Origin of the sequence: Streptomyces camponoticapitis, assembly GCF_014646115.1 — a bacterium.
Lineage (GTDB): Bacteria > Actinomycetota > Actinomycetes > Streptomycetales > Streptomycetaceae > Streptomyces > Streptomyces camponoticapitis.
Genome location: NZ_BMMV01000003.1, coordinates 405,075 through 428,954 on the forward strand (window position 1 = coordinate 405,075; position 23,880 = coordinate 428,954).

General features: G+C 70.7%; 19 protein-coding genes and 1 pseudogene. 13 read left to right on the top strand and 7 right to left on the bottom strand.

The genetic code is table 11. From position 1 onward, the window contains the following. Positions 1-54: 54 nt before the first annotated feature. Positions 55-2,337 (top strand): serine/threonine-protein kinase, encoded by a 2,283-nt coding sequence (locus tag IEY79_RS06935; protein WP_189106402.1) that lies wholly within the window; start codon positions 55-57, stop codon positions 2,335-2,337. Between the two features lie 59 nt (positions 2,338-2,396). Here the strand turns inward: IEY79_RS06935 and IEY79_RS06940 are convergent, their stop codons facing one another. Together IEY79_RS06940 and IEY79_RS06945 are read right to left on the bottom strand one after the other, a co-directional pair. Beyond that, a complete protein-coding gene (locus IEY79_RS06940) occupies positions 2,397-3,617 on the bottom strand; it encodes an RNA polymerase sigma factor (RefSeq protein WP_189106453.1) in 1,221 nt (406 codons plus the stop codon). Between the two features lie 214 nt (positions 3,618-3,831). After that, positions 3,832-4,248, bottom strand: a complete 417-nt coding sequence (locus tag IEY79_RS06945) for a YciI family protein (protein ID WP_189106403.1) — start codon at positions 4,246-4,248, stop codon at positions 3,832-3,834. A gap of 304 nt (positions 4,249-4,552) precedes the next feature. On the opposite strand from IEY79_RS06945, the gene IEY79_RS06950 reads away from it, so the two are divergent. From IEY79_RS06950 to IEY79_RS06960, 3 genes are all read left to right on the top strand, one after another. Beyond that, the gene (locus IEY79_RS06950) at positions 4,553-5,299 is read left to right on the top strand and encodes an SDR family oxidoreductase (protein ID WP_189106404.1); all 747 of its coding nucleotides are present in this window, start codon (positions 4,553-4,555) and stop codon (positions 5,297-5,299) included. A 113-nt stretch (positions 5,300-5,412) separates the two neighbouring features. Continuing rightward, positions 5,413-6,321 (top strand): SDR family oxidoreductase, encoded by a 909-nt coding sequence (locus tag IEY79_RS06955; RefSeq protein WP_189106405.1) that lies wholly within the window; start codon positions 5,413-5,415, stop codon positions 6,319-6,321. Between the two features lie 38 nt (positions 6,322-6,359). After that, complete coding sequence (locus tag IEY79_RS06960; RefSeq protein ID WP_189106406.1) at positions 6,360-7,112, top strand: TetR/AcrR family transcriptional regulator; 753 nt, start codon at positions 6,360-6,362, stop codon at positions 7,110-7,112. Between the two features lie 52 nt (positions 7,113-7,164). Here IEY79_RS06960 and IEY79_RS06965 read toward each other — a convergent pair whose 3' ends face one another. Further along, positions 7,165-7,884, bottom strand: coding sequence for a hypothetical protein (locus tag IEY79_RS06965; RefSeq protein WP_189106407.1), 720 nt, complete (start codon positions 7,882-7,884; stop codon positions 7,165-7,167). A gap of 71 nt (positions 7,885-7,955) precedes the next feature. Here IEY79_RS06965 and IEY79_RS06970 point away from each other — a divergent pair, with 71 nt between their 5' ends. From IEY79_RS06970 to IEY79_RS06990, 5 genes are all read left to right on the top strand, one after another. Beyond that, positions 7,956-9,062, top strand: coding sequence for a hypothetical protein (locus IEY79_RS06970; protein ID WP_229700703.1), 1,107 nt, complete (start codon positions 7,956-7,958; stop codon positions 9,060-9,062). Beyond that, the gene (locus tag IEY79_RS06975) at positions 9,044-10,063 is read left to right on the top strand and encodes a hypothetical protein (RefSeq protein ID WP_229700704.1); all 1,020 of its coding nucleotides are present in this window, start codon (positions 9,044-9,046) and stop codon (positions 10,061-10,063) included. Before IEY79_RS06970 ends, IEY79_RS06975 begins: the two co-directional genes overlap by 19 nt. Before the next feature lie 11 nt (positions 10,064-10,074). Next, positions 10,075-10,587, top strand: a complete 513-nt coding sequence (locus tag IEY79_RS06980) for a hypothetical protein (protein ID WP_229700705.1) — start codon at positions 10,075-10,077, stop codon at positions 10,585-10,587. A 40-nt stretch (positions 10,588-10,627) separates the two neighbouring features. After that, positions 10,628-12,376 (top strand): asparagine synthetase B family protein, encoded by a 1,749-nt coding sequence (locus IEY79_RS06985; protein WP_189106410.1) that lies wholly within the window; start codon positions 10,628-10,630, stop codon positions 12,374-12,376. Positions 12,377-12,485: 109 nt separating this feature from the next. Beyond that, positions 12,486-14,315, top strand: a complete 1,830-nt coding sequence (locus IEY79_RS06990) for a leucine-rich repeat domain-containing protein (protein ID WP_189106411.1) — start codon at positions 12,486-12,488, stop codon at positions 14,313-14,315. 173 nt (positions 14,316-14,488) lie between these two features. On the opposite strand, the gene IEY79_RS06995 is transcribed toward IEY79_RS06990, so the two are convergent. The 3 genes from IEY79_RS06995 to IEY79_RS07005 all read right to left on the bottom strand — a co-directional run bounded on the left by IEY79_RS06995 (position 14,489) and on the right by IEY79_RS07005 (position 17,658). Beyond that, complete coding sequence (locus tag IEY79_RS06995) at positions 14,489-15,655, bottom strand: NAD-dependent formate dehydrogenase (RefSeq protein ID WP_189106412.1); 1,167 nt, start codon at positions 15,653-15,655, stop codon at positions 14,489-14,491. 113 nt (positions 15,656-15,768) lie between these two features. Further along, positions 15,769-16,755, bottom strand: coding sequence for a LysR family transcriptional regulator (locus IEY79_RS07000; protein ID WP_189106413.1), 987 nt, complete (start codon positions 16,753-16,755; stop codon positions 15,769-15,771). Positions 16,756-16,875: 120 nt separating this feature from the next. After that, positions 16,876-17,658: a class I SAM-dependent methyltransferase gene (locus tag IEY79_RS07005; protein ID WP_189106414.1), complete on the bottom strand. Its 783-nt coding sequence runs from the start codon at positions 17,656-17,658 to the stop codon at positions 16,876-16,878. A 248-nt stretch (positions 17,659-17,906) separates the two neighbouring features. On the opposite strand from IEY79_RS07005, the gene IEY79_RS07010 reads away from it, so the two are divergent. From IEY79_RS07010 to IEY79_RS07025, 4 genes and pseudogenes are all read left to right on the top strand, one after another. Beyond that, complete coding sequence (locus tag IEY79_RS07010; protein ID WP_189106455.1) at positions 17,907-19,115, top strand: sensor histidine kinase; 1,209 nt, start codon at positions 17,907-17,909, stop codon at positions 19,113-19,115. After that, positions 19,112-19,786, top strand: a pseudogene (locus IEY79_RS07015) (response regulator); the annotation flags it as partial. The gene IEY79_RS07010 and the pseudogene IEY79_RS07015, both read left to right, overlap by 4 nt. A 94-nt stretch (positions 19,787-19,880) precedes the next feature. Next, positions 19,881-20,300, top strand: a complete 420-nt coding sequence (locus IEY79_RS07020) for a CoA-binding protein (RefSeq protein WP_189106416.1) — start codon at positions 19,881-19,883, stop codon at positions 20,298-20,300. 137 nt (positions 20,301-20,437) lie between these two features. Further along, the gene (locus IEY79_RS07025) at positions 20,438-22,138 is read left to right on the top strand and encodes a hypothetical protein (protein WP_189106417.1); all 1,701 of its coding nucleotides are present in this window, start codon (positions 20,438-20,440) and stop codon (positions 22,136-22,138) included. Between the two features lie 54 nt (positions 22,139-22,192). Here IEY79_RS07025 and IEY79_RS07030 read toward each other — a convergent pair whose 3' ends face one another. Continuing rightward, a complete protein-coding gene (locus IEY79_RS07030; protein ID WP_189106418.1) occupies positions 22,193-23,734 on the bottom strand; it encodes an amidase family protein in 1,542 nt (513 codons plus the stop codon). Positions 23,735-23,880: the final 146 nt, after the last annotated feature.

Below are 23,880 nucleotides of genomic sequence, written 5' to 3' on the forward strand. Positions count from 1 at the left end.
GAGGCCGGGGCGGGGGATAGCCTCGAAGTCTCGGTTGTGGAGGGGGGAAGCATCGTGCGGGGGCGGTTGCTGAGTGGGCGGTACGAGTTGGTGGAGTTGCTCGGGGCCGGGGGGATGGGGGAGGTCTGGCGGGCGCGGGACCGGGAGTTGGGGCGGGAGGTTGCCGTAAAGCTGCTTGGCGCGCCCGGGGACGAGGGTGAGCGGAAGGAGCAGTTGGCGAGGTTCCGGCGGGAGGCGCGGGCCGTGGCCTCGTTGGACAGCCCGCACATCGTGGCCGTGCACGATCACGGGACGGACGGCGACAGTCCGTATCTGGTGATGGCCCTGGTGGACGGTCGTACGCTGCACGACGTTCTCGCCGAGAGCGGGCGGGTGAGCCTGGCCGACGCGCTGGGCTGGGCCGTGGATGTGTGCCGGGGGCTGGAGGTCGCGCACGCGGCGGGCATCGTGCACCGCGACATCAAGCCGGCCAACATCATGGTCACCGGTGAGGGTGTCGCCAAGGTCGTGGACTTCGGGATCGCCAAGTACACCGAGGAGCGGTCCAGCGATCCGCAGCTGACCCGGACCGGGCAGGCGCCGTTCGGCAGTGTGCTGTACATGGCGCCCGAGCGTTTTCAGCAGCGGAACGGCGACGGGCGTACGGATCTCTACGCGTTGGGCTGCGTGCTGTACGAACTCCTGGCCGGACGGCCTCCGTTCGTCGGTCATGCGGCCGGGATCATGTACAACCACCTGAACGACGAGCCGCTGCGGCCGAGCCGTGCACGCGCTGAACTCGGGCCCGAGGTCGACCGGTTGATCCTCTCCCTGATGGCCAAGGATCCCGACGACCGGCCGTCGGACGCTCATGCGGCGCGCGTGGAACTGGAGCGGCTGCGGGACGGGGGAGACCGGGACGGTGAGGGTAAGGCCGAGGTCGCGCCCGTCGCCGTCGTAGCTGAGCCCCCGTCCCCACCCGTGCCCGTGCCCGCTCCCGCGCCTGTGGTCGTCGGCAGGACCGAGCCCGAGAACGCACGTCCGAGCACCCGTCCTCGTGTCGTCGCCAAGGTCTCCTCCCCGCTCCCCCCGCCGCCTCCCCCGCGTGGTCGCCGGCGCAACGCCCTCGTCGGTGCCGCCGTGGCGCTCGTCGTGCTCGGGATACCGACCGGGATCGTGCTCTCCTCCTCGTCCTCCTCCTCGTCTTCTTCGTCCGGCACCGCGCCGGTCGGCGGTCCCAGCGCGGCGATGGCCGAGGAGTACGTCGTCGGGGTCGCGTACGACTGGTCCATCGACGAGTCGTACGGCGAGGAGCGTGCCGCGATCGTCGAGGCGGCCTTCAGGGACGTCGAGCGCACGACGGACAAGCGGCTGCCGGTGCGCGTCGTCCCGGTGAAGGACGACCAGGAGACCCCGGCGACCGAACTGCTGGACACGTACCCGGGCATGATCGCCCTGATCGGTGACACCAGCAGTGTCGACGGCATGGAAACCGGCTTCGACGAGCGCATGGCCGCGATCGACACGTGCAAGGAAGGCTCGGGTCCGGACTACTCCTTCGGCATGATGCCGTCGGAGTTCGAGGTCGGCGAGCAGGAAGGGCGCTATCTGCGCGGCGCGTACGACACGGACAAGGTGATCGTCGGCTCCGACTACCACTGGGACGACAAACTCGCCGAGGAGGACCCGAACCACCTCAAGCTCGGGCACGGGCTGCGCGAGGCGGGCGTCGAGGCCGGCGAGTCGGCGGCGTACCCGGAGGAGATGGACGAGGCCGACGTCACCCGGGACGTCCAGGACAACCGGCCGGACGCCGTCACGCTGCCCAATAGCCGGCAGCGCGAGGGATGGGTCGACGCGCTGAAGAAGTCCGGGCAGTTGATGCTCGTGCAGGACAACTACGAGGCGTCGTGCGACTCCGAGGACGACCACGAATACTCCGACGCCCACGACAAGTTGGTTCCCGACGGCACGCTCCGCTTCCGTTCCTTCCACGACGAGCGGCAGCCGAAGGCGGATTGCGAGCTGTTCCCGCGGGTCTGCGCCGCTCCGGCCTCGCTGAAGAAGAAGTTCGAGGCACGGGGCGCGGTCGAGCTGTACGACGGGACGCTCGTACTGGCCGCCGGGATCCAGCGGGTCATGGCCGACGGGACCCTGCCGGAACCGGGCGGGAAGGACGAGGACCCCGAGGGCGCGCGGGTCGCACTGCGGAAGATGATGGACGCCGTCGACGTCAAGGGGTTGCTGGGCCGGTACCGCTTCAAGGACCACCAGGCGCTGGACCGGCCGGTGTGGATCGACGTGCGCGAGAAGGGCAAGTGGAAGCAGCTGGGGACGGTCGGCAGCCTCACCGGCTGACGGCCTGATGTGTCCTGTGCGGGCGCGGGGAGGGCCGTGCCGGTGCCGGTGCCGGGCCGTCAGCCGCGCAGGCGTGCCGCGCGCATCATCAGATAGCGCGTCTCCGGGACGCTGAGCGTGCGCCCGGCCGCCAACTGGTACGCGGCCAGGGCGCCTTCCTTGTCGCCCGCCCTCTCCAGCAGATGCGCTCGTACCGCGTCGAGCCGGTGGTGGCCAGCCAACTCCTCCCCGACATCTTTCAGTTCGGCGAGTCCCGCCTCCGGCCCGTGCGCCATGGCGATGGCAACAGCCCTGCTCAGCGCTGCCATCGGCTCGGGCCCGGGAGCGCGGCGCAGCAACTCGTCGTACAGGGCGACGATCTGGGGCCAGTCGGTCTCCTCCGCGCTCGGCGCCTCGTCGTGCAGCGCGGCGATGGCGGCCTGCAACTGGTAGGCCCCGGCGGGCCCTTGGGACAGCGCCTCCTCGACCAGCGCCGTACCTTCGTCGATCGCGGCACGGTCCCAGCGGGTGCGGTCCTGCTCGTCCAGGGGGATGAGCTCGCCGTGCGGTCCCGTGCGTGCCGCGCTCCGCGCCTCGGTGAGCAGCATCAGCGCGAGCAGGCCCGTCACCGCGCCCTCTGCCGGCAGCAGCCGCCGTATGGCTCGCATGAGCCGGATCGCCTCGTACGCGAGGTCCGCGCGGTGCAACGTGCTGCCCGAGGTGGCCGTATGGCCCTCGTTGAAGATCAGGTAGAGCACCTGGAGCACGGTGGCGAGCTGGCGGTCGCGGTCCTCCGGCCCCGGCTGCCGGAAGGGCACGCCCTTGATCTTCTGCTTCGCCCTGCTGATGCGCTGCGCCATCGTCGCCTCGGGCACCAGATGGGCGCGGGCGATCTCGGCGGTGGTGAGACCGCCGACGGCGCGCAGGGTGAGCGCGGTCCGCCCGGCGGCGGGCAGCTCGGGATGGCAGCAGAGGAAGAGCAGGGTCAGGGTGTCGTCCTCCGAGGGGGCGCGGCTCTCTCCGGGCGGCGGTGCGGTGAAGGCGTCCCTGGGAGTGAGCGCGGCGGCGCTCTCCTCGCGCCTGCGCCGCGCCTCCTCGCTGCGGAGCTGGTCCACGAGGCGGCGGGAGGCGGTCTTGATCAGCCAGCCGCGGGGATTGTCGGGGCGGCCGGCGGCCGGCCACTGCTGGGCGGCGGCGATGAGCGCTTCCTGTACGGCGTCCTCGGCGAGATCGAAGTGGCCGTAGCGGCGCACGAGCGCGCCGAGGACCTGCGGCGCGTTCTGGCGCAGCAGGTCCTCGATCGCGGTCGGGCCCGTCGGCGGGGCCGCGCTGTTTGTGCGGCGTGGGGCCGCGCTGTCCGTGCGGCCTGTACCGTCCGTGCGGCTCGCACCGCCGTTGCCGCCGTCGCTCGTGCGGTCGTTCGTTCCGTCGTCCGCGCGGTCGTCCGGGCTGTCCTCCGTGCCGTGGTTCACACCGCGTATTACACCCCGGGCGTACCGAGGTGCGCGCGGTGTCTCAGGCATCCACCCCCGGACCGTCCGGGATGGGCCGGATGACGACGGGGTAGACCGGGGTGCCCTCGGGCTGGGGGCACGCCGCCACGCGCGCGGCGATCTCGGTGACCCGCTCCAGGCTCGGGCAGTCGAGCACCCAGTAGCCGGCGAGGAGTTCCTTCGTCTCGCCGTAGGGCCCGTCCGTGATCACGGGCTTGCCGTCCTTGTCCGCGCCGACGAAGCGAGTCTGCGAGGGCGCGGACAGGCCGTTCGCGTCGACCAGTTCCCCGGACTCGGCGAGGTCGTTGTTGATCTCCCCCATGAAGGCGAACATCGCCTGCATGTCCTTCTCGCTCCAGGCCGGGCTGTGCTCGGACCCCTTGCCGTTCATGGCGTCGTAGTCGGCCTGGGAGCCCTGGACCATCACCAGATACTTCATGACTTCACTCCTTGTTCCTGTGGTGTCGCCTCTTCCGGGCAACTCTCACAGGGGACGTCGGAGCCGATCACGGGTTCTCGACAGCTCGGGAAAATTTTCTTCGAATCACTCTGTCGGACCCCGTAGCCGCAGGTCGGCGGCGAGGGGCGTAGCGGACTCTCCGGAGACGGCGTAGCGATGTTACGAGAGAGGGTAGCGACGCTACGTCAGTTCTGTTAGCGTCGTTGCTGTCGCGAGGCGGAGACCGCTGTCCCGGTCGATGCCTCGCTTCTCACGCCCGTACGCCGACACAGGGAGCAACGTCATGAGCGAGCAGCCGACCGCCGCACGTCGAACAGTGATCGTCACCGGAGGGTCGCGCGGCATCGGCCGGGAGAGCGCGCGGCGCCTGGCGGCCGACGGACACGCCGTCGTCGTCAACTACGCGGGGAATCGGGCGGCGGCGGAGGCGACGGTGGCCGCCATCACGGAGGCGGGCGGGACGGCCGTCGCCTTCCGGGCCGATGTGGCGGACGAGGTCGCGGTGTCGGCGCTGTTCGACGCGGCGGAGGAAGCCTTCGGCGGTGTCGACGTCCTCGTGCACGCGGCGGGTGTCATGTCCGTCACGCCGATGGTCGACACCGAGCTGGACGCGCTGGACCGGATGCACCGCACCAACATCCGCGGCACGTTCGTGGTCGACCAGCAGGCCGCGCGCCGACTGCGGAACGGCGGGGCGATCGTCAACATCTCCAGCTCGGTGCTGGGCCTGGCCTTCCCGGGATACACGGCGTACGCGGCCGGCAAGGGCGCGGTCGAGGCGATGACGCTGATCCTGGCCAGGGAGCTGCGCGGACGGGACATCACCGTCAACGCGGTGGCGCCGGGGCCGACCGTCACGGACCTGTTCCTGGAGGGCAAGGACGAGGAGACCCTCGCGCGGATGGCCACCCAGGCGCCGCTGGAGCGGCTCGGCCGGCCGGAGGACATCGCCGAGGTCGTCTCCTTCCTCGCCGGACCGGCCCGCTGGGTCAACGGCCAGGTCCTCCGTGCCAACGGCGGCATCATCTGACGCCGCCCGTGTCGGGCACCGCACCGATTCGTCCGACACCGATCCGCCCGACACCGATCTGCCCGAAACCGTTCGTCCGAACCAAATCTTCCGACCGATCGAGGAGTTCCCTGATGAATGACACCGCGAAGACCATTGTGATCACGGGCGCCGGTTCCGGCTTCGGAGCGCTCGCCGCGCGCTCTCTCGCCCGCGCCGGGCACACCGTCTACGCCGCGATGCGCGACACCACGGGCCGTAACGCGGACCGGGTCGCCGATGCGCGCGCGTACGCCTCCGCGTACGGGGTGGACCTCCGTACCGTCGAGCTGGACGTGCTCTCCCAGGAGTCCGTCGACGCCGCCACGGCCACCGTGCTGGCCGAGGCCGGCGGGCTCGACGTGATCGTGCACAACGCGGGGCACATGGTCACCGGGCCCACCGAGGCGTTCACGCCGGAGGAGCTGATGGCCGTCTACGACACGAACGTGCTCGGCACCCAGCGCGTCAACAGGGCCGTACTGCCTCATCTGCGCGCCCAGCGGCACGGGTTGGTCCTGTGGATCGGTTCCACGTCGAGCCGTGGCGGCACGCCGCCCTATCTCGCTCCGTACTTCGCCGCGAAGGCCGCCATGGACTCCCTCGCCGTCTCGTACGCCGCCGAGCTGGCCCGCTTCGGCATCGAGACCAGCATCGTGGTGCCCGGCTCCTTCACCACCGGCACCAATCACTTCGTCACCGGCGGGCACCCGTCGGAGCGGACCGTCGTCCCCGCCTACGAGGAGCGGTACGCGGGTCTCATGGACCAGGTCGCGCTGCGCCTGGCCGAGCTCGCGCCGGCCGACGCGGACGTGTCGCAGGTCGCCGACGCCATCGTCGCGGTCGTGAACGCCCCGTACGGCACGCGGCCGTTCAGGGTCCATGTGGACCCGGTGAACGACGGCTCCGAAGAGGTCAGCCGGGTGGCGGACCGGATAAGGGCCGAGTTCCTCACCCGTATCGGGCTGGCCGACCTCCTCGCTCCGGGTGTCGCTCCGTCGTGAGTAACAGCGCTACGGAGCCCTTGATACGGTCGTCCGCCATGAGCACACGAGCACGGATCCTCGAAGTCGCGGCACGACTGGTCGCCGAGTCGCCCGACGGGGACGTCTCCACCCGGGCCGTGTGCGACGCCGCGCAGGTGGGTGCCCCGGCGCTCTACCGGCACTTCGGCGACAAGGAAGGGCTGCTGTCCGCGGTCGTGGACTACGGCTTCGACAAGTATCTGGAGACCAAGCGGGAGCGGACGCCGCAGGACGATCCCATCGAGGATCTGCGCAACGGCTGGGACAGCCATGTCGAGTTCGCGCTGGGCAACCCGAATCTGTACCGGCTGATGTACTCCCCCGCGATGCGTACGCCCCCGGCGGCGGCCCTGGAGTCGCACGAGATCCTCACCAGGGATCTTCGGCGGGCCGCGGCGGACGGCAAGTTGAGTCTGGCGCCCGAGGCCGCTGCCCAGGTCGTCATGTCGGCCAACGTCGGGGTGGCGCTGATGCTGGTCGCCCGCCCCTCGACCTTCACCGACAGGGACACCTCCCGGCGGGTCCGTGACGCCGTGCACGCCACCGTCTTCACCCCGGAAGTGATGGCGGAGCGCGCCGACCGGCCCGCGAAGAGGACTCAGCTGCCCGCGGCGGCCGCCCAGTTGAACGTCCTGCTGGGGCAGTCGGGTGAGTCGGGGCTCAGCACCGCCGAGAAGGCCCTGATGACGGAGTGGCTGCGCCGGCTCTCCACCACTTCGGCGGGCTCGACGGCCTCGACGGCGTCGACGCTCGCCGCGGACGACGGGTAGCGGTTCAGGCACCCCGTCGGGACCCCGTCGGCGCGTGTCCCGCAGCCGCGGGTCAGGTGGGCAGATCCGCGCAGGTGTCCGAGGCGGGGAGCTCGTCCGCCAGAAATACCGTCTGCGCCATCATCCTGTAGCCGGTCATCTTCTCGCGGAACGTCTCGACGGACTCCTCGGGGTGCACGGAATCGATCACCGCGTGCTCGCCGACGGCGTTGAACTGGTGGCTCACACCGCGCGGGATCTGCATGTCCACGAAGGAGCAGGGCGGCACCACCAGGTTGAAGCGGGTCCGCACCACACCCGGCGGAGTGTCGGGCAGCGTGTCCTCGAAGCAGCGCAGGGTGAAGGGAGTCACCCCGGTGACACCGGTGGTCTCGAACGGGGAGAGGCTGCTCACCCGGATCCGCGTATCCGGGCCCGTCATCATCCGCACGAATCGCAGACCGGTATGCATATGCATACGGGAGCAGACCCCGCGCTCCTCCACATTGTAGAAATCCATCAGATAACGGTCCGCGAAGAAGTCGTCGAAGGGCGCTTCGAGCATATAGACGTCGCCCTCCTCGAAAGTCTGGAAACGGGTTATCCCGTCCTTGTCCGTCGTGGTCGCCGATTCGCTTCTCTTCGCGTCTCTCACGACCTTTGTAAAGGCTGTCACCACGGCGAGGGCGATGTCCGGCGGGAGTTGAAGGACCGGCGTGACCACGTTCCTCGCGGCGTCCCTGAATTCGGCGACGTCGTGGACCTCGTTCTCCGCGTTCGCCTCACGTTTCATTCGCGTACCGGAATTGGACATCTGAATCAAGCTCCGTCGTCTAGGATCTGTCCGTTCGACACAACGAAACCATGTGCTTCTCATGGCAGTTGGAGGGGGCCGCCGTGATCTGCCCGCACTGTGGCAAGGACGCTCGCTACCGGGACCGAGGGAACGGGATGTGCCCGGTCTGCAAGCGCGCGTTCGCCCTCGAACCGAGAGAGAACAGGCTCCGCCTGCACGACGTCCGGATGCGGAAGCTCATCGGTAAGCTCGGCAACGGTGAAGGGCTGCGCTACACGCCCACCCAGCTCTACTACGCGGCCGCTCGCAACCGGACTCCCGCCAAAAAAAGCACGTACGGATTCACCGCCGTCGTCCTGCTGGTGCTCGGGGCGATGGCCTCGTGGGTGATCATCGGCTCCTCGGGGTTCAACCCGTATGTGATCGCGGTCACGCTCACCGCCACGGGTGCCTACGTCGTACTGGTTCTCGTGCTGACGATCCGCGGCGCCCGCCGCGCCAAGAGGGAGGGCCGGGTCGATGTGCCGATGTCCTTCGGCGACTTCAAGACCTCGGTGATAGACCGCTGGACCGCCGTCTACGACAAGCCCCCGACAGGGCTGGCGCCCGAGGGGAACAGGATGTACCCCATGGTCCCGGGCGGCCGGGCGCCGAAGCTGGTGCTCCTCTGTCCCGACTCCACCGTGCTGGCCTGCCTCATGCTGAACGGCGCGCACGAGAAGCACTCCCTCGCCCTGGCGCAGTCCGTGCACCAGCTCGCGAGGATACCCGGCGACCCGGATCCGTCCGGGGGCGCCGGCCCGGTGGGGATAGTCCTGCACGACGCCAGCCCGGCGGGGCTCGCGTTCGCGTCGGCGGCCAGGGCCGCGCTCGGCGACCGGGTGGTGGTCGCCGGGATGCTGCCGCGCACCGTGAAGGACAACCCCCACGCCGTACGGCTGAGAAGTCCGCTGGCTCCCGCGGATCGGGACGCCATCCGGGCCGCGGCGTCGCGGTTGACCGAGGCGGAGGCCGACTGGCTGTCCCGCGGCTGGTGGTCGCCGATCGCCTCCGTGACGCCCGCGAAGCTGCTGGCCGTGGTCGCGCGGGCGGTGGACCGGGCGGAGGGGATAGCCGACCCCGACCTGGGGCGTGCTCAGCAGGTCGGGTTCCTCACGTGGCCGACGGCGTCATGAGCGACGCGGGCCACCTCACGGACGCGGACACGGGCCGCGCGGGGGAGAGCGGGCACGGGGACATGGACCACGCGACGGCCCCCGGGCACACAGGACAGGCCGGACAGGCCGGACAGGCGGGGCAGATACGGCAGGCCATCCTCGACCGCGTACTGCGTACGGCGGCCGAGAAGGCCGCCGCACCCGGTCAACTGCGCTTCACCGAGAGGCAGTTGTACTACGAGGTGTGCCGGGTGCTGCTGCCGTGGCACCGGGCGCCCCGGCGTACGCACTTCACGTCGGCACCCGCGCTGACCTACACGGCCTTCCGGGGCGCGCTGCACCGCCTCGGCCCGGACACGGTGGACGGCCTCCTGCCGCCCGTTGTCCCCGGCCCCCCTCGGCCGGCCGGCCGGCACACCCCGGAACCCGACCTGTTCGACTACGGCCTGCCGAGGCTGCTGGTGTGCGAGTCCGACGACATCGCCGCCATGCTGCGGGCCAACGGGGTGCCGATGGAGTCGGCATGCCCCGTCTACGGCGCCTCCGAACTGCCCCTTGATACACGGGTGTTGAGGATGCTCTCGCTGGCCGAGCGGGCGACGGTCTACCTTCTGCACGACGCGAGCGCGCACGGGCTCACCTTCCCCGCGCGGTTCGCCCGCTCCGTCGACGTACCGGACGGGGTGCGGGTCGTCCCGCTGGGGCTGCGGCCCCGGCAGGCGGGGGCGCTCCATCTGGTCCACGGCCGCGGTCCGGCGTACGCGGCGATACCCGGCCATTGGCCGGCCCCGGCTGCCGCCTCCGGTGCCGGAGCCGCTCCGGGGCTCGCGTCCGCCCTCAGCCGCTGGGAGCGCGACTGGCTGCGGCGCGGCAGATACGTGGAGCTGGCCGCCGTGAACCCGGCGTCACTGATCCGTACGGTGCACCGTCTCGTACGGGAAGTGCGCGCGCCCCGCTCGCAGTTGACCGAACTTCGTCAGGTACGCCGGGCGGGTTTCCTGAGCTGGCCCACCGCATGAGAGGAACCGCAGTGCCGCAGCCGCAGAGGCGGGAGATCACCTACAGCGACGAGCTGCTCGCCGACCGCACGGTCCACCGGCGCTACTCGGACGGCCGCCAGGAGTGGCGCAGCGCCGACAGCGCGAGCCGTCGCATCGTGCGGTGGCGCAACGAACGCGGTCATACGGGCAGCGACGAGCTGCTGGGCCGGCGGATCGTCAAGCGGGTGTACGGGGACGGGCGCCCGGCGATCTACGGCAGGGAGGCCGGGTACGGCCGCACGCTGTGGAGCGACGGGGTGCTGACGGTGAACCGGACGTCGTTCGGCGGTCGGCTGGGCACCGTCCTGGGCGCGGTGACCGCTGGCGCCGTTTTTGGCACGCTGGCCGTGCCCCCGACCTCTCTCACCCCGGAAGAGGAGGAGGAGATGCGCCGCCAGGCCGAGGCGAGCGCGTCGGGCGGCGACGGTGGAGGGGGCGCCGGGGACTCCGCTTACGGGGACTGGGACGACGGTTCCGCCGACAGCGACGACGACTTCGGCTGAGCCGGGGACGGCGCGGGATCACGAGAGGAAAGAGGACGCGATGTCCCGCTGGTGTGCGTGTCTGACCGCCGACGACCCGGCCGGGCAGGTGGCGGCCATGGGTGGCCGGCCCCTGCCGACGCGGCCGGGGCACCACGCGCTGGGCCTGCTCGACGGACCCGGCGCCGCCGAAGGACCGTACCGGGCGGGCGACGTGTACGCGATCGGCGAGGTCACGCTCCACAACGCGCCCGAACTCCGCGCCCGGCTCGGTTCGGCCGGTGCCGAGGACATCCCCGGCGACTGCCCGGACGGCGAGCTGCTCCTGCGCGCCTATGTCACGTTCGGCGCCGCCGGACTGGCCGCCGCCGACGGCATGTTCGCCCTCGCCATCGTCGAACGGGACGAACTCGTCCTCGTACGCGACCACATGGGCGCCCGCACCCTCTTCCACGCCCGCGCCGGCACCGGCGAACGGGCCGCGTGGGCGGCCTCCACCTCCCTGCGGGCGCTCCAGCGCTGGCCCGCGCTCGACACCGGGCTGCATCTGCCGGCGGTCAGGTCGTTCCTCACGTTCGCGTATCTCCCCGGCAGGGAGACCCTGTTGCGCGGGATCCACGAGGTGCTGCCGGGCCGGTGCGTACGGCTGAAGGCGGACGGTTCCACGGTGGAGGAGACGTACTGGGAGCCGGCCGAGGCGGTCGACGAGCGCCCGGCGCCCGAACACGCCCGGGAACTGCGCGAGTTGCTGGAATCGGCCACCGCGCGGCGGCTGCCGGTCGCCGAACCGGTCGGCGTGCTGCTCTCCGGCGGTGTCGACAGCAGCCTGGTCACCGCGCTCGCCGCCAAACTGCACGACCAGGCCGTCCGGTCGTACTCGATCAGCTTCGGCGGCGACGCCCCGAACGAACTCGCCTACTCCGGACTGGTCGCCGCCCACTGCCACACCGAGCACCAGATCCTGACCGTGCCGGGCGAGGCGGTCGCGGCGCGGCTGCCGGAGACCGTAGCGCTGCTGGACAGTCCGGTCGGCGACCCGCTCACCGTGCCCAACCTGATGCTCGCCGAGGCGGTCGCGGCGGACGGTATGAGCGTGGTGCTCAACGGGGAGGGCGGCGACCCGGTCTTCGGGGGCCCCAAGAACCTGCCGATGCTCATCCACGAGCTGCTGCGCGAGGAGGCGGGCGTGGACTCCCGGGCACGGGCCTACGTGGACTCGTACCGCAAGTGCCACGCCGACCTGCCCGTCCTGCTCACGCCGGGCGTACTGGCCGAGCTGGCGGACGCGCCGCCGGTGACGGATCTGCTGGCGCCGTATCTGGAGCAGGGCCGGATGAGCGGCCTGCTCAACCAGTTGCTGCACACCAACCTGCGGACCAAGGGCGCCCACCACATCCTCACCAAGGTGGAGCGCATCACCGCCTCGCAGGGGCTGGAGGGCCGCGCCCCGCTGTTCGACCGCGCGGTCGTCGACCACGCGTTCCGCGTGCCGCCCCGGCTGAAGCTCGCCGGGACGAGCGAGAAGTGGATCCTCAAGGAGGCGGTACGGGACCTGCTGCCGCCGACGATCGTGGACCGGCCCAAGAGCGGGATGCGGGTACCGGTCCAGCAGTGGCTGGACGGGCCTCTGCGCGAGCTGGGCCACGACCTGCTGCTCGGCAGATCGGCGCGGGCCCGTGGGCTGTTCCGTGAAGACACGATCCGGTCCTGGCTCCGGAGGGAGGGGACGCTGCTGCCGCGCCAGGGAGGCAAGTTGTGGCTGGTCCTCACGCTGGAGCTGTGGCTGCGCTCCTTCGAGGTCGGGACGTAACGGAGCGGCGCCCGGCGCATCGGGGCGTGACAAGGCGGGGAGAGCGCGAGGTCGGAGGAGTCGCCCCGCCCCCCGGCGCCCATGGAGACGGTGCATATCCTGCCGTGCCATGAGCACCTCTCGGATCGATGACCCCTCCGACGGGACGGGCGAACTCGAAGCCCTGCGCGACCTGTTGCCCACCGTCAAGGCCGCGCGGGCCCGTAAGGCCGTACGCGAACTCCTCGTCCGGGACGCCGACGCACCACCCCTCGACCCCGCCGAGGCAGTGGCGCTCGCCGCCCGGTTCGCCGCCGTCGGGGAGCCGACCACCGACACGCTCCTGAAGCTGTGGCCCAAGGTCGCCGACCCCGACGGCTTCGCCGAACTGCTCCTTCTCCCCGCCTACGTACGGGAGAACCGCACCGATCTCAAGGTGAGCAGGACCGTCCCCGAGGGCCTGCGCCACCTCGCCCCCGTCCTGCGCGCGCTCCAGCTGGACCGCTGCGCCGGACTCGGCGACCTCGCGCCGCTCGCCGAGTTCACCCGGCTCAACCACCTTGATCTGGGCGGCTGTTCGGGTGTCGACGACCTGGCGCCACTCACCGCTCTCACCGCCCTGGAAAGCCTGCGCCTGCACCGGTGCCGCAAGGTCAAGGACATCACCCCGCTGCTGCGACTGCGCGCGCTGCGGACGCTCGACCTCAGCATGACGGGCGTCGCGTCGGTCTCCGGACTCGGCGCCGCGCTGCCCGAACTCGAATCCCTCAGCCTCCAGGGATGCCGGGGCCTGCGTGACATCGGCCCCCTCAGCGGTCTGCGCCGGCTCACCACGCTCGATCTGGGCTGGACCGGCATCAAGGACCTGTCGGCCCTGACGGACGTGGGCGCGGTGACCGAGCTGGACCTCACCAGTTGCGCGCACCTCACCACCCTCAAGGGCATCGGCGCCATGTCCGGCCTGCGCGTCCTGCGTATGGACAAGCTCCGGCGCCTCCGGTCCCTCGACGGCCTCGGCCACCACCCGGACGTCACCGAACTGGTCCTCACCGAATGCGTGGAACTCCAGGACCTCCGGGCGATCGCGGGCCTGCCCGGTCTGAGAACCGTCGAACTCGCCGACTGCGAACGGCTCACCTCCGTCGCCGGAGTCGAGGCGCTGACCGGCCTCGACCTGCTCAGGGTGCGCGACTGTACGGCGCTGCGCGACTTCTCGCCGCTGGCCGGTGCCCCCGCCCCGCGGCGGCTCTTCCTGACGAACATCGACGGCGGACCGGATCTCGGGTTCCTGCCGGAAATGCCGGGTCTGCAAGTGCTGTTGATCGACCGGTTCCGCACGATTCGTACACTCGACGGCGCGCCGGGCCTGCCCGACCTGCGCATGCTCGACGTACGCCACTGCCCCGCACTGGCCGATCTCGGCCGGGTCGGCGATCTGCCGGAACTGCGGCGCGTTCAGATCCTCGGCTGCGACGTCCTGCATGACGTGGACGGTCTGGCAGGCCGGGCGCCGCTGGCCGAACTGCGCCTGGAGGGCGTGCGCCAACTGGAGTCCCTGGACGCCCTGGCCGACTCGCCCACCCTCCAGAAGATCAAGATCGAGTCGTGCGACCGGCTGAAGCCGCCGCCGATGGGAGGGATGAGAGGACTTCGCGAGCTTGAGTACAGATACCAGCCGTGGCCGGACTTCGACTTCCTGATCGGCAGCACGTCGATCGAGTCGATCAAGGCTTATCCGCTCGGGCTGCGCTCCGTCTCCGCGCTGGCGAAGCTCTCCAGCCTGCGCAGGATGGACTTCCGGGGCACATACACCCTTCAAGTCAACACGCTGGCACCGTTGTTGGAGATCAGCGGGCTGACGCATCTCGTCCTCAGCGGCAACGACGCGCGGCACGTACCCGACGGCCGGGAGGTGGTGGCCGAGTTGAGGGATCGCGGTGTGAGTCCGTACGTGTTCTGAACAGGTTCCGAGCCGAGGACACGCTCACTCCTGCTGAGCCCTCGCCCACGCGAGATGGTCCGCGATCACCTCGGGCGTCGCCTGGATCTCCGGCCTGAGCGGGCGCTGGAAGCGCCTCCAGCGCCCGCTCCTCCCCGGCCCGGCCGGTCGGTCCCCGGTCGGTCCCCGGTGGGTCAGCTCTTCTCCTTCGTGGAGTACGAGTGCGCGCCCGTGCCGGCGAGCGCACCGCCCTCCACGATCAGGTACTCGTCGCGGATGGGGTTCCCCGCGAAGTACGACTCAAGGATTTCCCGCGTACCGGCCGCGTACCGCGCCTGCGCCGAGAGCGACGAGCCCGAGATGTGCGGCGTCATCGCGTGGTGCGGCATGGTGCGCCACGGGTGGTCCGCCGGCGCGGGCTGCGGGTACCAGACGTCGCCGCCGTAACCCGCGAGCTGACCGCTGCGCAGCGCGCGGTCGACGGCGTCGCGGTCGACGATCTTCGCGCGTGCGGTGTTGATGAGGTAGGCGCCGCGCTTCATCGTGCCGATGAGCTTGTCGTCGAACAGGCCCTCGGTCTCCGGGTGCAGCGGCGCGTTGATGGTGACGACGTCGACGTGCGGCACCATGGCGGCGGTCGACTCGTGCCAGGTGAGGTTGAGCTCCTGCTCGACGGCCTCCGGCAGGCGGTGGCGGTCGGTGTAGTGCAGGCCCACGTCGAAGGGGGCCAGGCGGCGCAGGACGGCGAGCCCGATGCGGCCGGCCGCGACCGTGCCGACCTGCATGCCCTCCAGGTCGTACGAGCGCTTGACGGCGTCCGCGATGTTCCAGCCGCCGTCGAGCACGATCTGGTGCGAGGGGATGAAGTTGCGCACGAGACCGAGGATGGTCATCACCACGTGCTCGGCGACGCTGATGCTGTTGCAGTACGTCACCTCGGCGACGGTGACGCCGTGCGTGATGGCGGCGTCGAGGTCGACGTGGTCGGAGCCGATACCGGCGGTGACCGCGAGCTTCAGGTTCTTGGCGGTGGCGATGCGCTCGGCCGTCAGATACGCCGGCCAGAACGGCTGCGAGATCACGATGTCCGCGTCGACCAGCTCGCGGTCGAAGACCGAGCCCGCGCCTTCCTTGTCGGACGTGACGACGAGGGTGTGGCCGCGGCTCTCCAGGAAGGAGCGGAGGCCGAGTTCACCGGAGACGCTGCCCAGCAGATGGCCGGGGGTGAAGTCGGAGCCCTCGGGGGTGGGGGTGGTCTGGCCACCGGGGTAGTGGTCGATGACCGGGAGGTCGTCGCGGGCGTAGGTGGTGGGCTGGCCGTCGGTCGGGTCGTCGTACAGCACACACAGGATCTTGGCCATGACGTTGCGGCTCCTCGTCCGTTGCTGCGAAGTGCTTCGGAAGGTGCCTCCCACGGTGGGTCCTGGCATCGGCCCTGGCAAAGCGACTGTTTCTATGCCCGGATAGGCGCCGGCTATCGCTCGGGCCGCGGGTCCGGGGCGCGCGGGTCGGAGGCGCGCGGGTCGGAGGCGCCGGCGGGCGCGAGATACGTACCGAGCAGGCCGTCCAGCACCTCGCGCAGGCTCACCTGCCGCGCGACCTCCAACAGCGCCTTCGCGAGCACCGGTTCGGGGCTGCGGTCGGCGATGACCAGACCCACGCGCGGGCCGTGCGCGGGGTGCACCAGCGGGACCACGCGCATCGTCTCGGGGACGCCGAACATATGCAGCCAGGCGTGGGAGATCACGCTCGACCACCGGCCCGCCGCCATGTGCGTGTAGAGGCCCGCGACGGTGTCGGTCTCGATGGCCGGGGTGACACTCGCGCCTTCGGCGGCGAAGTACTCGTCCATGATGCGGCGGTTGCGCATCTGCTGCGACAGCAGGCACAGCGGCAGCCCGGCGACCTCGGCCCAGCGCACCGACCGGTGCTCGGCGAGCGCGCTGTCGTGGGGTGTGAGCAGCAGATACCGCTCCTCGTACAGCGGTGTCCTGCGCACCTGGCGGAGGCTCTCGTCGTCGAGATACGTGAGCGCGATGTCCAGCTCGAAGGAGGTCAGCCGCCGCGTGATGTCGCGCGACGACAGCGACTCCAACGAGACCCGCACGAGCGGGTGTTGCTCACAGAAGGGGGTGGTGAGGAGGGACGCGGCCGTCAACGCCGTGGGGATGGCGCCCAGCCGCAGCGTGCCGGTGAGGCCGCCGCGCATGACCGACAACTCGTGGTGCAGCGCGTCGCGTTCGGCGAGGATCCGGTGCGCCCAGAGCAGCACGCGCTCGCCCTCGGGGGTGAGCCCTTCGAAGCGCCGGCCGCGGCGCACGATGGGCACACCAAGTTCGTGCTCCAGCTTGCGTATCGCGGCGGAGAGCGAGGGCTGTGAGACGAAGCAGGCGTCGGCGGCGCGCGCGAAGTGGCGCTCGCGGGCGAGCGCGACGAGGTACTCCAGTTGCCGCAGCAGCACGACGGGTCGCTCCCTTCCGCCCTCGACAGGGCGGTCCCGGCCATCCTCACGTACGGGGAGCGGCTGCGGTACGGGTCGGTGACGACCGGCGATACGGGTCCTGGGCTGGTGAGCGGGAGGTCACGCCTGCGGGCCGTGGGTGACGCGGATCTTCGACTGGCCGTGGGGCAGTTCCTCCCAGTCGGTCATGAAGCGGGCTGTCAGGCCGTGCCGCTCGGCCAGGGCGGTCAGTGTTTCGGTGCGGTAGTAGAAATCCTCCCGCAGCACCTGGTGCTCCTTGCCCTCGGTGCGGTCGAAGGTGAAGTCGAACCAGCCGCCAGGCGCCAGCACCCGGCCCACGTGCGCCAGGCACTCGTCGATCACCGGGAGCGGTGAGTGCGAGAAGACGCTGTGCGCGTGGACCACGTCGAAGTGCGCGTCGGGGAGGAAGCTCAGTTTCAGGTCGCGGACCGGGGTGAGGGCCGGAAGGCGGTCCTGGAGGCCGTGGCGCACCAGGGTGTCCTGGGCGGCGGCGAGTATGTCGGGGGAGATGTCGATGCCGTAGTAGTGCCCCGGCTCCAGGTGGCCGATGAACCGCCAGCCGGCGCGGAGGTTGCCGCAGCCGATCTCCAGCATGCGGTGCTCGGGGCGCAGCCCGTGGCCGAGGAGGTAGTCGAACTGCATGGATCCGAGGGCCAGCCACCGCTCGTGGCTACGGCTGCCGACGGCCGCGTCCGGGTCGGCGCGGGTGTCGGAGCGCATCACGGCGCGGTAGTACGAGATGTGGTCCGGCCAGCGGTGGCGCAGCCAGGTGTCGCGGGCGGCGCGGGCCAGGTAGCGCGGCGCCCGGTCGGGGTGGCGCAGCGCGTAGGCGACGCGGTGGGTGAGGGCGGCGCGGTTGACGGTGAGGTTCTTCGCGGGCATCTGTCAGGTCCCTTGCGTGGGTGGGGCGTTGTCATCAGCCTCGTGCCGGTCGGTGAGCGGCGGGTACGGCGAACCGGCCCCGGTTCGCGAGTCGTACGGGCGACAGCCGTGTCAACCGATCGGCTGATGCGGGACCGTGGCGGGGACGTTAGGACTGGGGGTGAGCGGGGCGCGCTCACCGGTGCGAAGGAGGGACGCGAGTGACGACGACGAGGGCCGATCCCGACCGGCGGTGGCTCACCGCCGTCATGGACGTCGCGTTCGTCCTGCTCCTGGGCGCCTCGCTCGCGCGCTATCTGATCCGGCACGAGGGCGGGAGGCACACCCACTGGGTCGTGGGGCTGTTCGTGGTGTTCGGGCTGCTCCATCTGCTCGGACGGCTCCTGGCGCCCGCACCGCGCTCCGGGAGGCGTCCCGATGCCCGCTATCTCGCCTGGGTGGGCGCCGTGCTGGCGGTGTGGGTCGTGCTGCTCGCGCTCGCGCCGAGCGCCGCGTGGTGCGCGATGCCGCTCTTCTTCACCGGGCTGCACACCCTGTCGACGCGGACGGCGGTGTCGCTCGCCGCCGTACTGACCGTGCTGGTCGTGGCGTCCAAACTGCGCTTCACGCACGGCCAGTTCGACCCGAACGCGCTGATCGCCCCGCCCGCCGTCGCCGCCGTCGGGACCGCCGTACTGATCCATCTCAAACGCCAGGCCGCCCGGCAGCGCGCCCTGATCGACGACCTCCTCCGTACGCGCCGGGACCTCGCCGCCACCGAACGCCGGGCGGGGATCCTCGCGGAGCGGCAGCGGCTGTCCACGGAGATCCACGACACCCTCGCACAGGGCCTGTCCAGCCAGCAGATGCTCCTCCAGGCCGCCGAACGCGTCTGGCACACGGACCCGGGGGCGGCGCGGGACCATATGAGGGACGCGGCCGAGATCGCGTCCCGGAGCCTCGCCGAGGCGCGCAGATTCGTGCACGACCTGGCCCCGGCCGACCTCGCCGAGCGCACGCTCGCCCCGGCGCTCGCCGCGCTCGCCGACCGCGAGAGCGGCGACGACCTGACGGTGGTCTTCCACCTGGACGGCACCCCGGGCCCGATGCCGGAACGGGTCGAGGCGGCGCTGCTGCGCATCGCACAGGGCGCGCTTGCCAACGTACGCGAGCACGCCGGGGCGACCCGGGCGGCGCTGACGCTGACCTGTCTGGACGACCAGATCTCCCTGGACGTGGCGGACGACGGCCGCGGATTCGCCGTCGGCGCGCCGCCGGGCCGCGCGGGGCGGGGGCACGGGCTGCCGGCGATGCGTGTGCGGGCGCGGCAGTTGGGGGGCACGCTGACCGTGGAGTCGGAGCCGGGAGAGGGCACGGTGGTGTCGGCCGCGGTGCCGCTGGAGCCCGTGTCCGTGGAGGTACCCGTGGACGTACCCATGGACGTGTCCGTAGCCGTGTCCGAGAAGGCGGTGTCATGAGCTTGACCGCGCGACGGACCGACGAGTCCTCAACTCCCGTACGGCTCCTGATCTGCGACGACCACGCGGTGGTACGCGCCGGCCTGCGCGCGCTGTTGTCCAGCACCGATGGCATCGAGGTGGTCGCGGAGGCGGGCAGCGGCGAGGAGGCGCTGGCGATGGCGGCGCGGGTACGGCCCGACGTCGTACTGATGGACCTCCAGCTCGGCGACGGCATGGACGGCGTCGCGGCCACCGGACACCTGCTCTCGGACGAGGCGTACGGGCCTCCGGCCGGGGGCCGGCCCCGCGTACTGGTGCTCACGATGTTCGACACCGACGCCGACATCACGCGCGCCATCGAGGCGGGCGCCACGGGCTATCTGCTCAAGGCGGAACAGCCTGAGGAACTCTTCGCCGCCATCCGCGACGCGGCCTCCGGCCGCACCACGCTCTCACCCCCGGTCGCCGACCGCGTCCTGGCCCAACTGCGCAGCCCGCGCCCCACCTTGTCCGTACGGGAGCTGGAGATACTCCGGCAGCTGGCACGCGGCCTGGGCAACCGCGACATCGCCCGCGCACTCTTCATCAGCGAGGCGACGGTGAAGACCCATCTGGGCCGTATCTACGCCAAGTTGGGGGTCGACACCCGCGCGGGCGCGGTGGCCCTGGCCCAGGAACAGCGGCTGCTTCCTTCGAGCACCGCCGGCCACCACGAGACCAGGGGGCCGACCGCCGAACAGCCCCCGCCGGGCACTGCCGGGCGGTCACCGACGTTGGACCGGCATGACGGTCTACAGCGATGACGCGACGACAAGCAACATCCTGACCAACACCGGAGACACCTGGGCAGTGGTCGGCCTGTCCAACAACCCCGAACGGGCCGCCTACCGCGTGGCCGACAAACTCCGCCGCATCGGCAAGAAGGTGGTGCCGGTGCACCCCAAGGCCGAAGAGGTGGAAGGCGAACAGGGCTACGCCTCGCTGGCGGACATCCCCTTCCCGGTGGATGTGGTGAACGTGTTCGTCAACTCCGACCTGGCCGGCGCGATAGCCGACCAGGCGGTGGCGCTCGGCGCCAAGGCGGTCTGGTTCCAACTGGACGTCATAGACGAGTCCGCGTACGACCGAACGCGGGCGGCGGGCCTCCAGATGGTGATGGACCGCTCGGCGGGCCGCGAGATCACCCGCCTCGGCCTGCTCTGACACCGCCCGCCTGAGGAACAACCGACAACGCCGAAGGCCCGCCGGCACCGGCGCCGGCGGGCCGATCGCGCAGCGATTTCAGGGGTCGGGCAGCATTTGTGTTGGGGTGTCGGACGCCCTCGCGGGGAGGAGATCACATGCATGATCCAGCGGATTCGGTGGAGGCCGCGGGGCCCGAGGGGGACGGCCGGATCGATACCAACGACTCACGTGCCGCGGACTGTCCCGCACCCCACCCGGGCAGCAACTCGGCGGCGGCATCGACGGTCCTGGTGGAGGTGCGGCCCGGGGTCGCGGTCGCCTTCGAGGAGGTCCCTGAGGAACTCATCGCGCAGCTCAAGCTCGATCCGATCGACCTGGGGCTCGTGTCGGTCGACGACCGAACGCGGATCTCGGCAGCTCTCGCCTCGATCGGCAACACGGCGACCGTGGGCGGAAACCTCGCAAACGCGTTCGCCGGAGTGGAGGGAATCTACCGGCTCAGCGACGCGACGCGGGCGTGTCTGAGCGCCGGCGGGGCGCTCGCGGCCAAGGACGGCGCGAATCTCGGAGCGGTTCTCGCCAACGGCCGGATAGTCCATCAGGCCCGTCTGATCCCGGTGGCTGCGGTGAGCGCGGCGGAGGTCGCCGTAGCGGTCGGGCCGGCGCTGGCCATGATCGCGCTTCAGGTGATGCTGAGCCAGGTCGCGGGCCTCGTAAGGACCAACATCGCGCTGACAAGCCAGGTCCTCACGACCATGCGCCACGGGCAGTGGGCCGACCTGACGTCGCTCGTCGACACTGTCGATCGCGCGGTTGGCCGCGCGCGGGAGCTCGGATCGGTCACGACGACCGAGTGGGAGAAAGTCGCGGCCAAGGATGACGACCTGCGTAAGCAGCGCGAAACATACCGTCTGAACGTCGGCGAACACGTCCGACAGCTCGGTCAGCTCGACACACCCGGCCGACGTCAGTATCTCGAGACGAACGCCAGGGCAATCATCTTCGATGCCCACGCCCTCCTGTCCTCGCTCAAGGCGTGGACGGGATATCAGGCGCTCCACGCTGCGCGTGCGAGAGTCGCGGGACGCGAAGACGCCGACGAGGCACGGCTCGTCGAGATCATTGAGCGCGAGACCGGCGAGGAGTTCAACTCAGCCCTGGCGGAGACGACGAGCCTCGTCGACTCGCTGACGCGTGAGCTACGGATCATCGCCGAGCTCCCCGGACGCGCGACAGCGCCGCTGATAGGGAAGCGGAAGGACGCGAAGAAGGCTCGCCTCACCAGTGCCCAACTTCTGGAGGCAATCCAGCCTCTTGCCGATGCTCTCCATTCACCAGCGCCTCCACTCCAGGTACCCCCCGTCGTCTGCGCCCCCAAGTCGCAGGATGTCGAGCGGTACCTTCGCATCCTGCGATGGTTCCTCGAGGACGGTGAGACCCTCCGTGTTCTTGCTCTCGACGCCCCCGCCCGAATCGGTGCGTTCCTCGACGGAGCAAAGGGAAGGGTGGCGCCGGCGATGGACAAGGCGGCGTCAAGGACTCTGATCGCCGTCACGGATCGCCGCATCATCACGGCCAGGACGAACGCATTCCTCGGGCACGGTGAGATCGGCCATGACATCCCGATAGACCGCGTGCGATACGTCCGAGCACCGTCCGCGAGGGACGGAAACGGGCGCTCGGCGATCGACCTCATCACGCCCGAGGAAAACATCCAGTGGCTCTTCGAATCCGACGTCGAGAGCACCGACGTGACCGCGCTCGCCGCGGTGCTGGCCGAGTCGATGAACATCCCGGACGCCGAGCGGGTCCCCTACGGGCGGCCGACTCCCGTCGAGGGTCCGCCAGTGGCCTGACGGCGGACCCTCTACGAGGCGCGTGCTGGCGATACCTGCCGAATCGGGGCAGTGTCAGGGCGCGCAGGAGTCGCCGAGGCTGGTGAGAGAGGTGCAGCGGTACGGCGCCGGATTGATCACCGTCGGCGGCCGGCGCAGCTTGGTGGCCTGCTCGTAGTCGTGGGCGTAGCCGACGAGGGTGGGCTCACTCCACGCCTGGCCCAGGAAGGAGATGCTGAACGGCCGCCTGTTGGCGGCCTGGTAGCCGGCCGGGACGCTGATCGAGGGGTACCCCGCCTTCGCGCCGATGCCCGCGCTTCCGCTGTTGGCGAAGAGCAGCGCCGTCAGGTTGTCGTCCTTCATGACGGCGTCGATGCGGTCCTTGCTGTCGGCCAGATCCTGGGCCCGGCTCGTCTTGTACGCCGCCGTGTCGGCGCTGTCGGCGCCGAGGTCCTTGGCTTCGGAGTTGAGAGCGTTGACCTGTCCGAACTTCAACGCCGCACCGGCGTGGGCGTTGTTGTACGCGATGATGTCGGCGAGGCTCTTCATGGGGGCTTTCTTCGGCAGCCGGGCCAGATACGCGTTCAGGTCGCGCTTGAACTCGTAGGACAGGACCGTCGAGGGGCGGCCCGAGGTGTCCAGGGTGACGTCGACGAGCGTCGCGCCCTGGGCCTTGAGAGCGGTGACGGCCGCGTCCCAGAGGGCCCGGTTGTCGGTTCCCGCGGCCGGGATCTGGCCGGCGACGACCCCGATGCGGGCCCCTCGCAGCGCGGTGGTCGACAGATCCCTGCTGAAGTCGTGCCCGACGAGCGGATTGGCGGCGGTGGCGGGATCCGCCGGGTCCCTGCCGTCGAGCGCGGTGAGCGTGGCCGCCGCGTCGGCGACCGTGCGCGTGAGCGGGCCGGCCGTGTCCTGGCTCGCGGCGATCGGAACGATGCCCGTGCGGCTGGCCAGTCCCACGGTCGGCTTGATGCCCACGACGGAGCTGGCGTACGCGGGACTGAGGATGGATCCGGAGGTCTCGGTCCCGACCGTGACGGTGGCGAAGCCGATCGAGGCCGCGACACCCGAACCGGCGCTGGATCCGCTCGGAGTCTGGCTCGTGTCGGAGGCGTTGAGCACCTGCCCGCCGAGCGAGCTGTAGCCGCCGGGCATCCCGCTGGTCAGGTAGTTGGCGAACTCGGTGAGGTTGGCCTTGCCGATGATGACCGCGCCGGCCTTGCGGAACTGCGCGACGATCGGTGCGTCCTTCGCGGGATACGAGTCGGCGAGCGCCACCGAACCCGCGGTGGTCGGCATACCCGCGACATCGATGTTGTCCTTGACCATGACCGGTATGCCGAGCAGGGGGCTGTGCGGGCCCTTGCCGCGCCGCGCCTTGTCGGCGGCGGCGGCCTCCTTCATCGCGTCGGGGTTGATGGAACGTACCGCGTTGAGCGCGGGCCCCCGGGAGTTGAGGGCCTGTATGCGTTCCAGGTACGCCTTGGTGAGCTTGGTGCTGGAGATCTTGCCGGAGCTGAGGAGACCGTCCAACTGGGCCACGGTCGCCGTTCCGAGATCGATGGACAGCGGTCTCTCGGAGTGACGACCGGTCGCTCCGGCTCTGGACGTGGTCACCGACGCTGTGCCGGCGACCATCAGCACAGCCATGGCGAGGGCTACGGCGTGACGCCGGTCGAACCGTTCACGAGCTGAGCTTGTTCTTTAACCTCCGGCCGTCCCGTACCGACGCAGGTTGATCTCGGTTCAGACTTGGTGCGAGG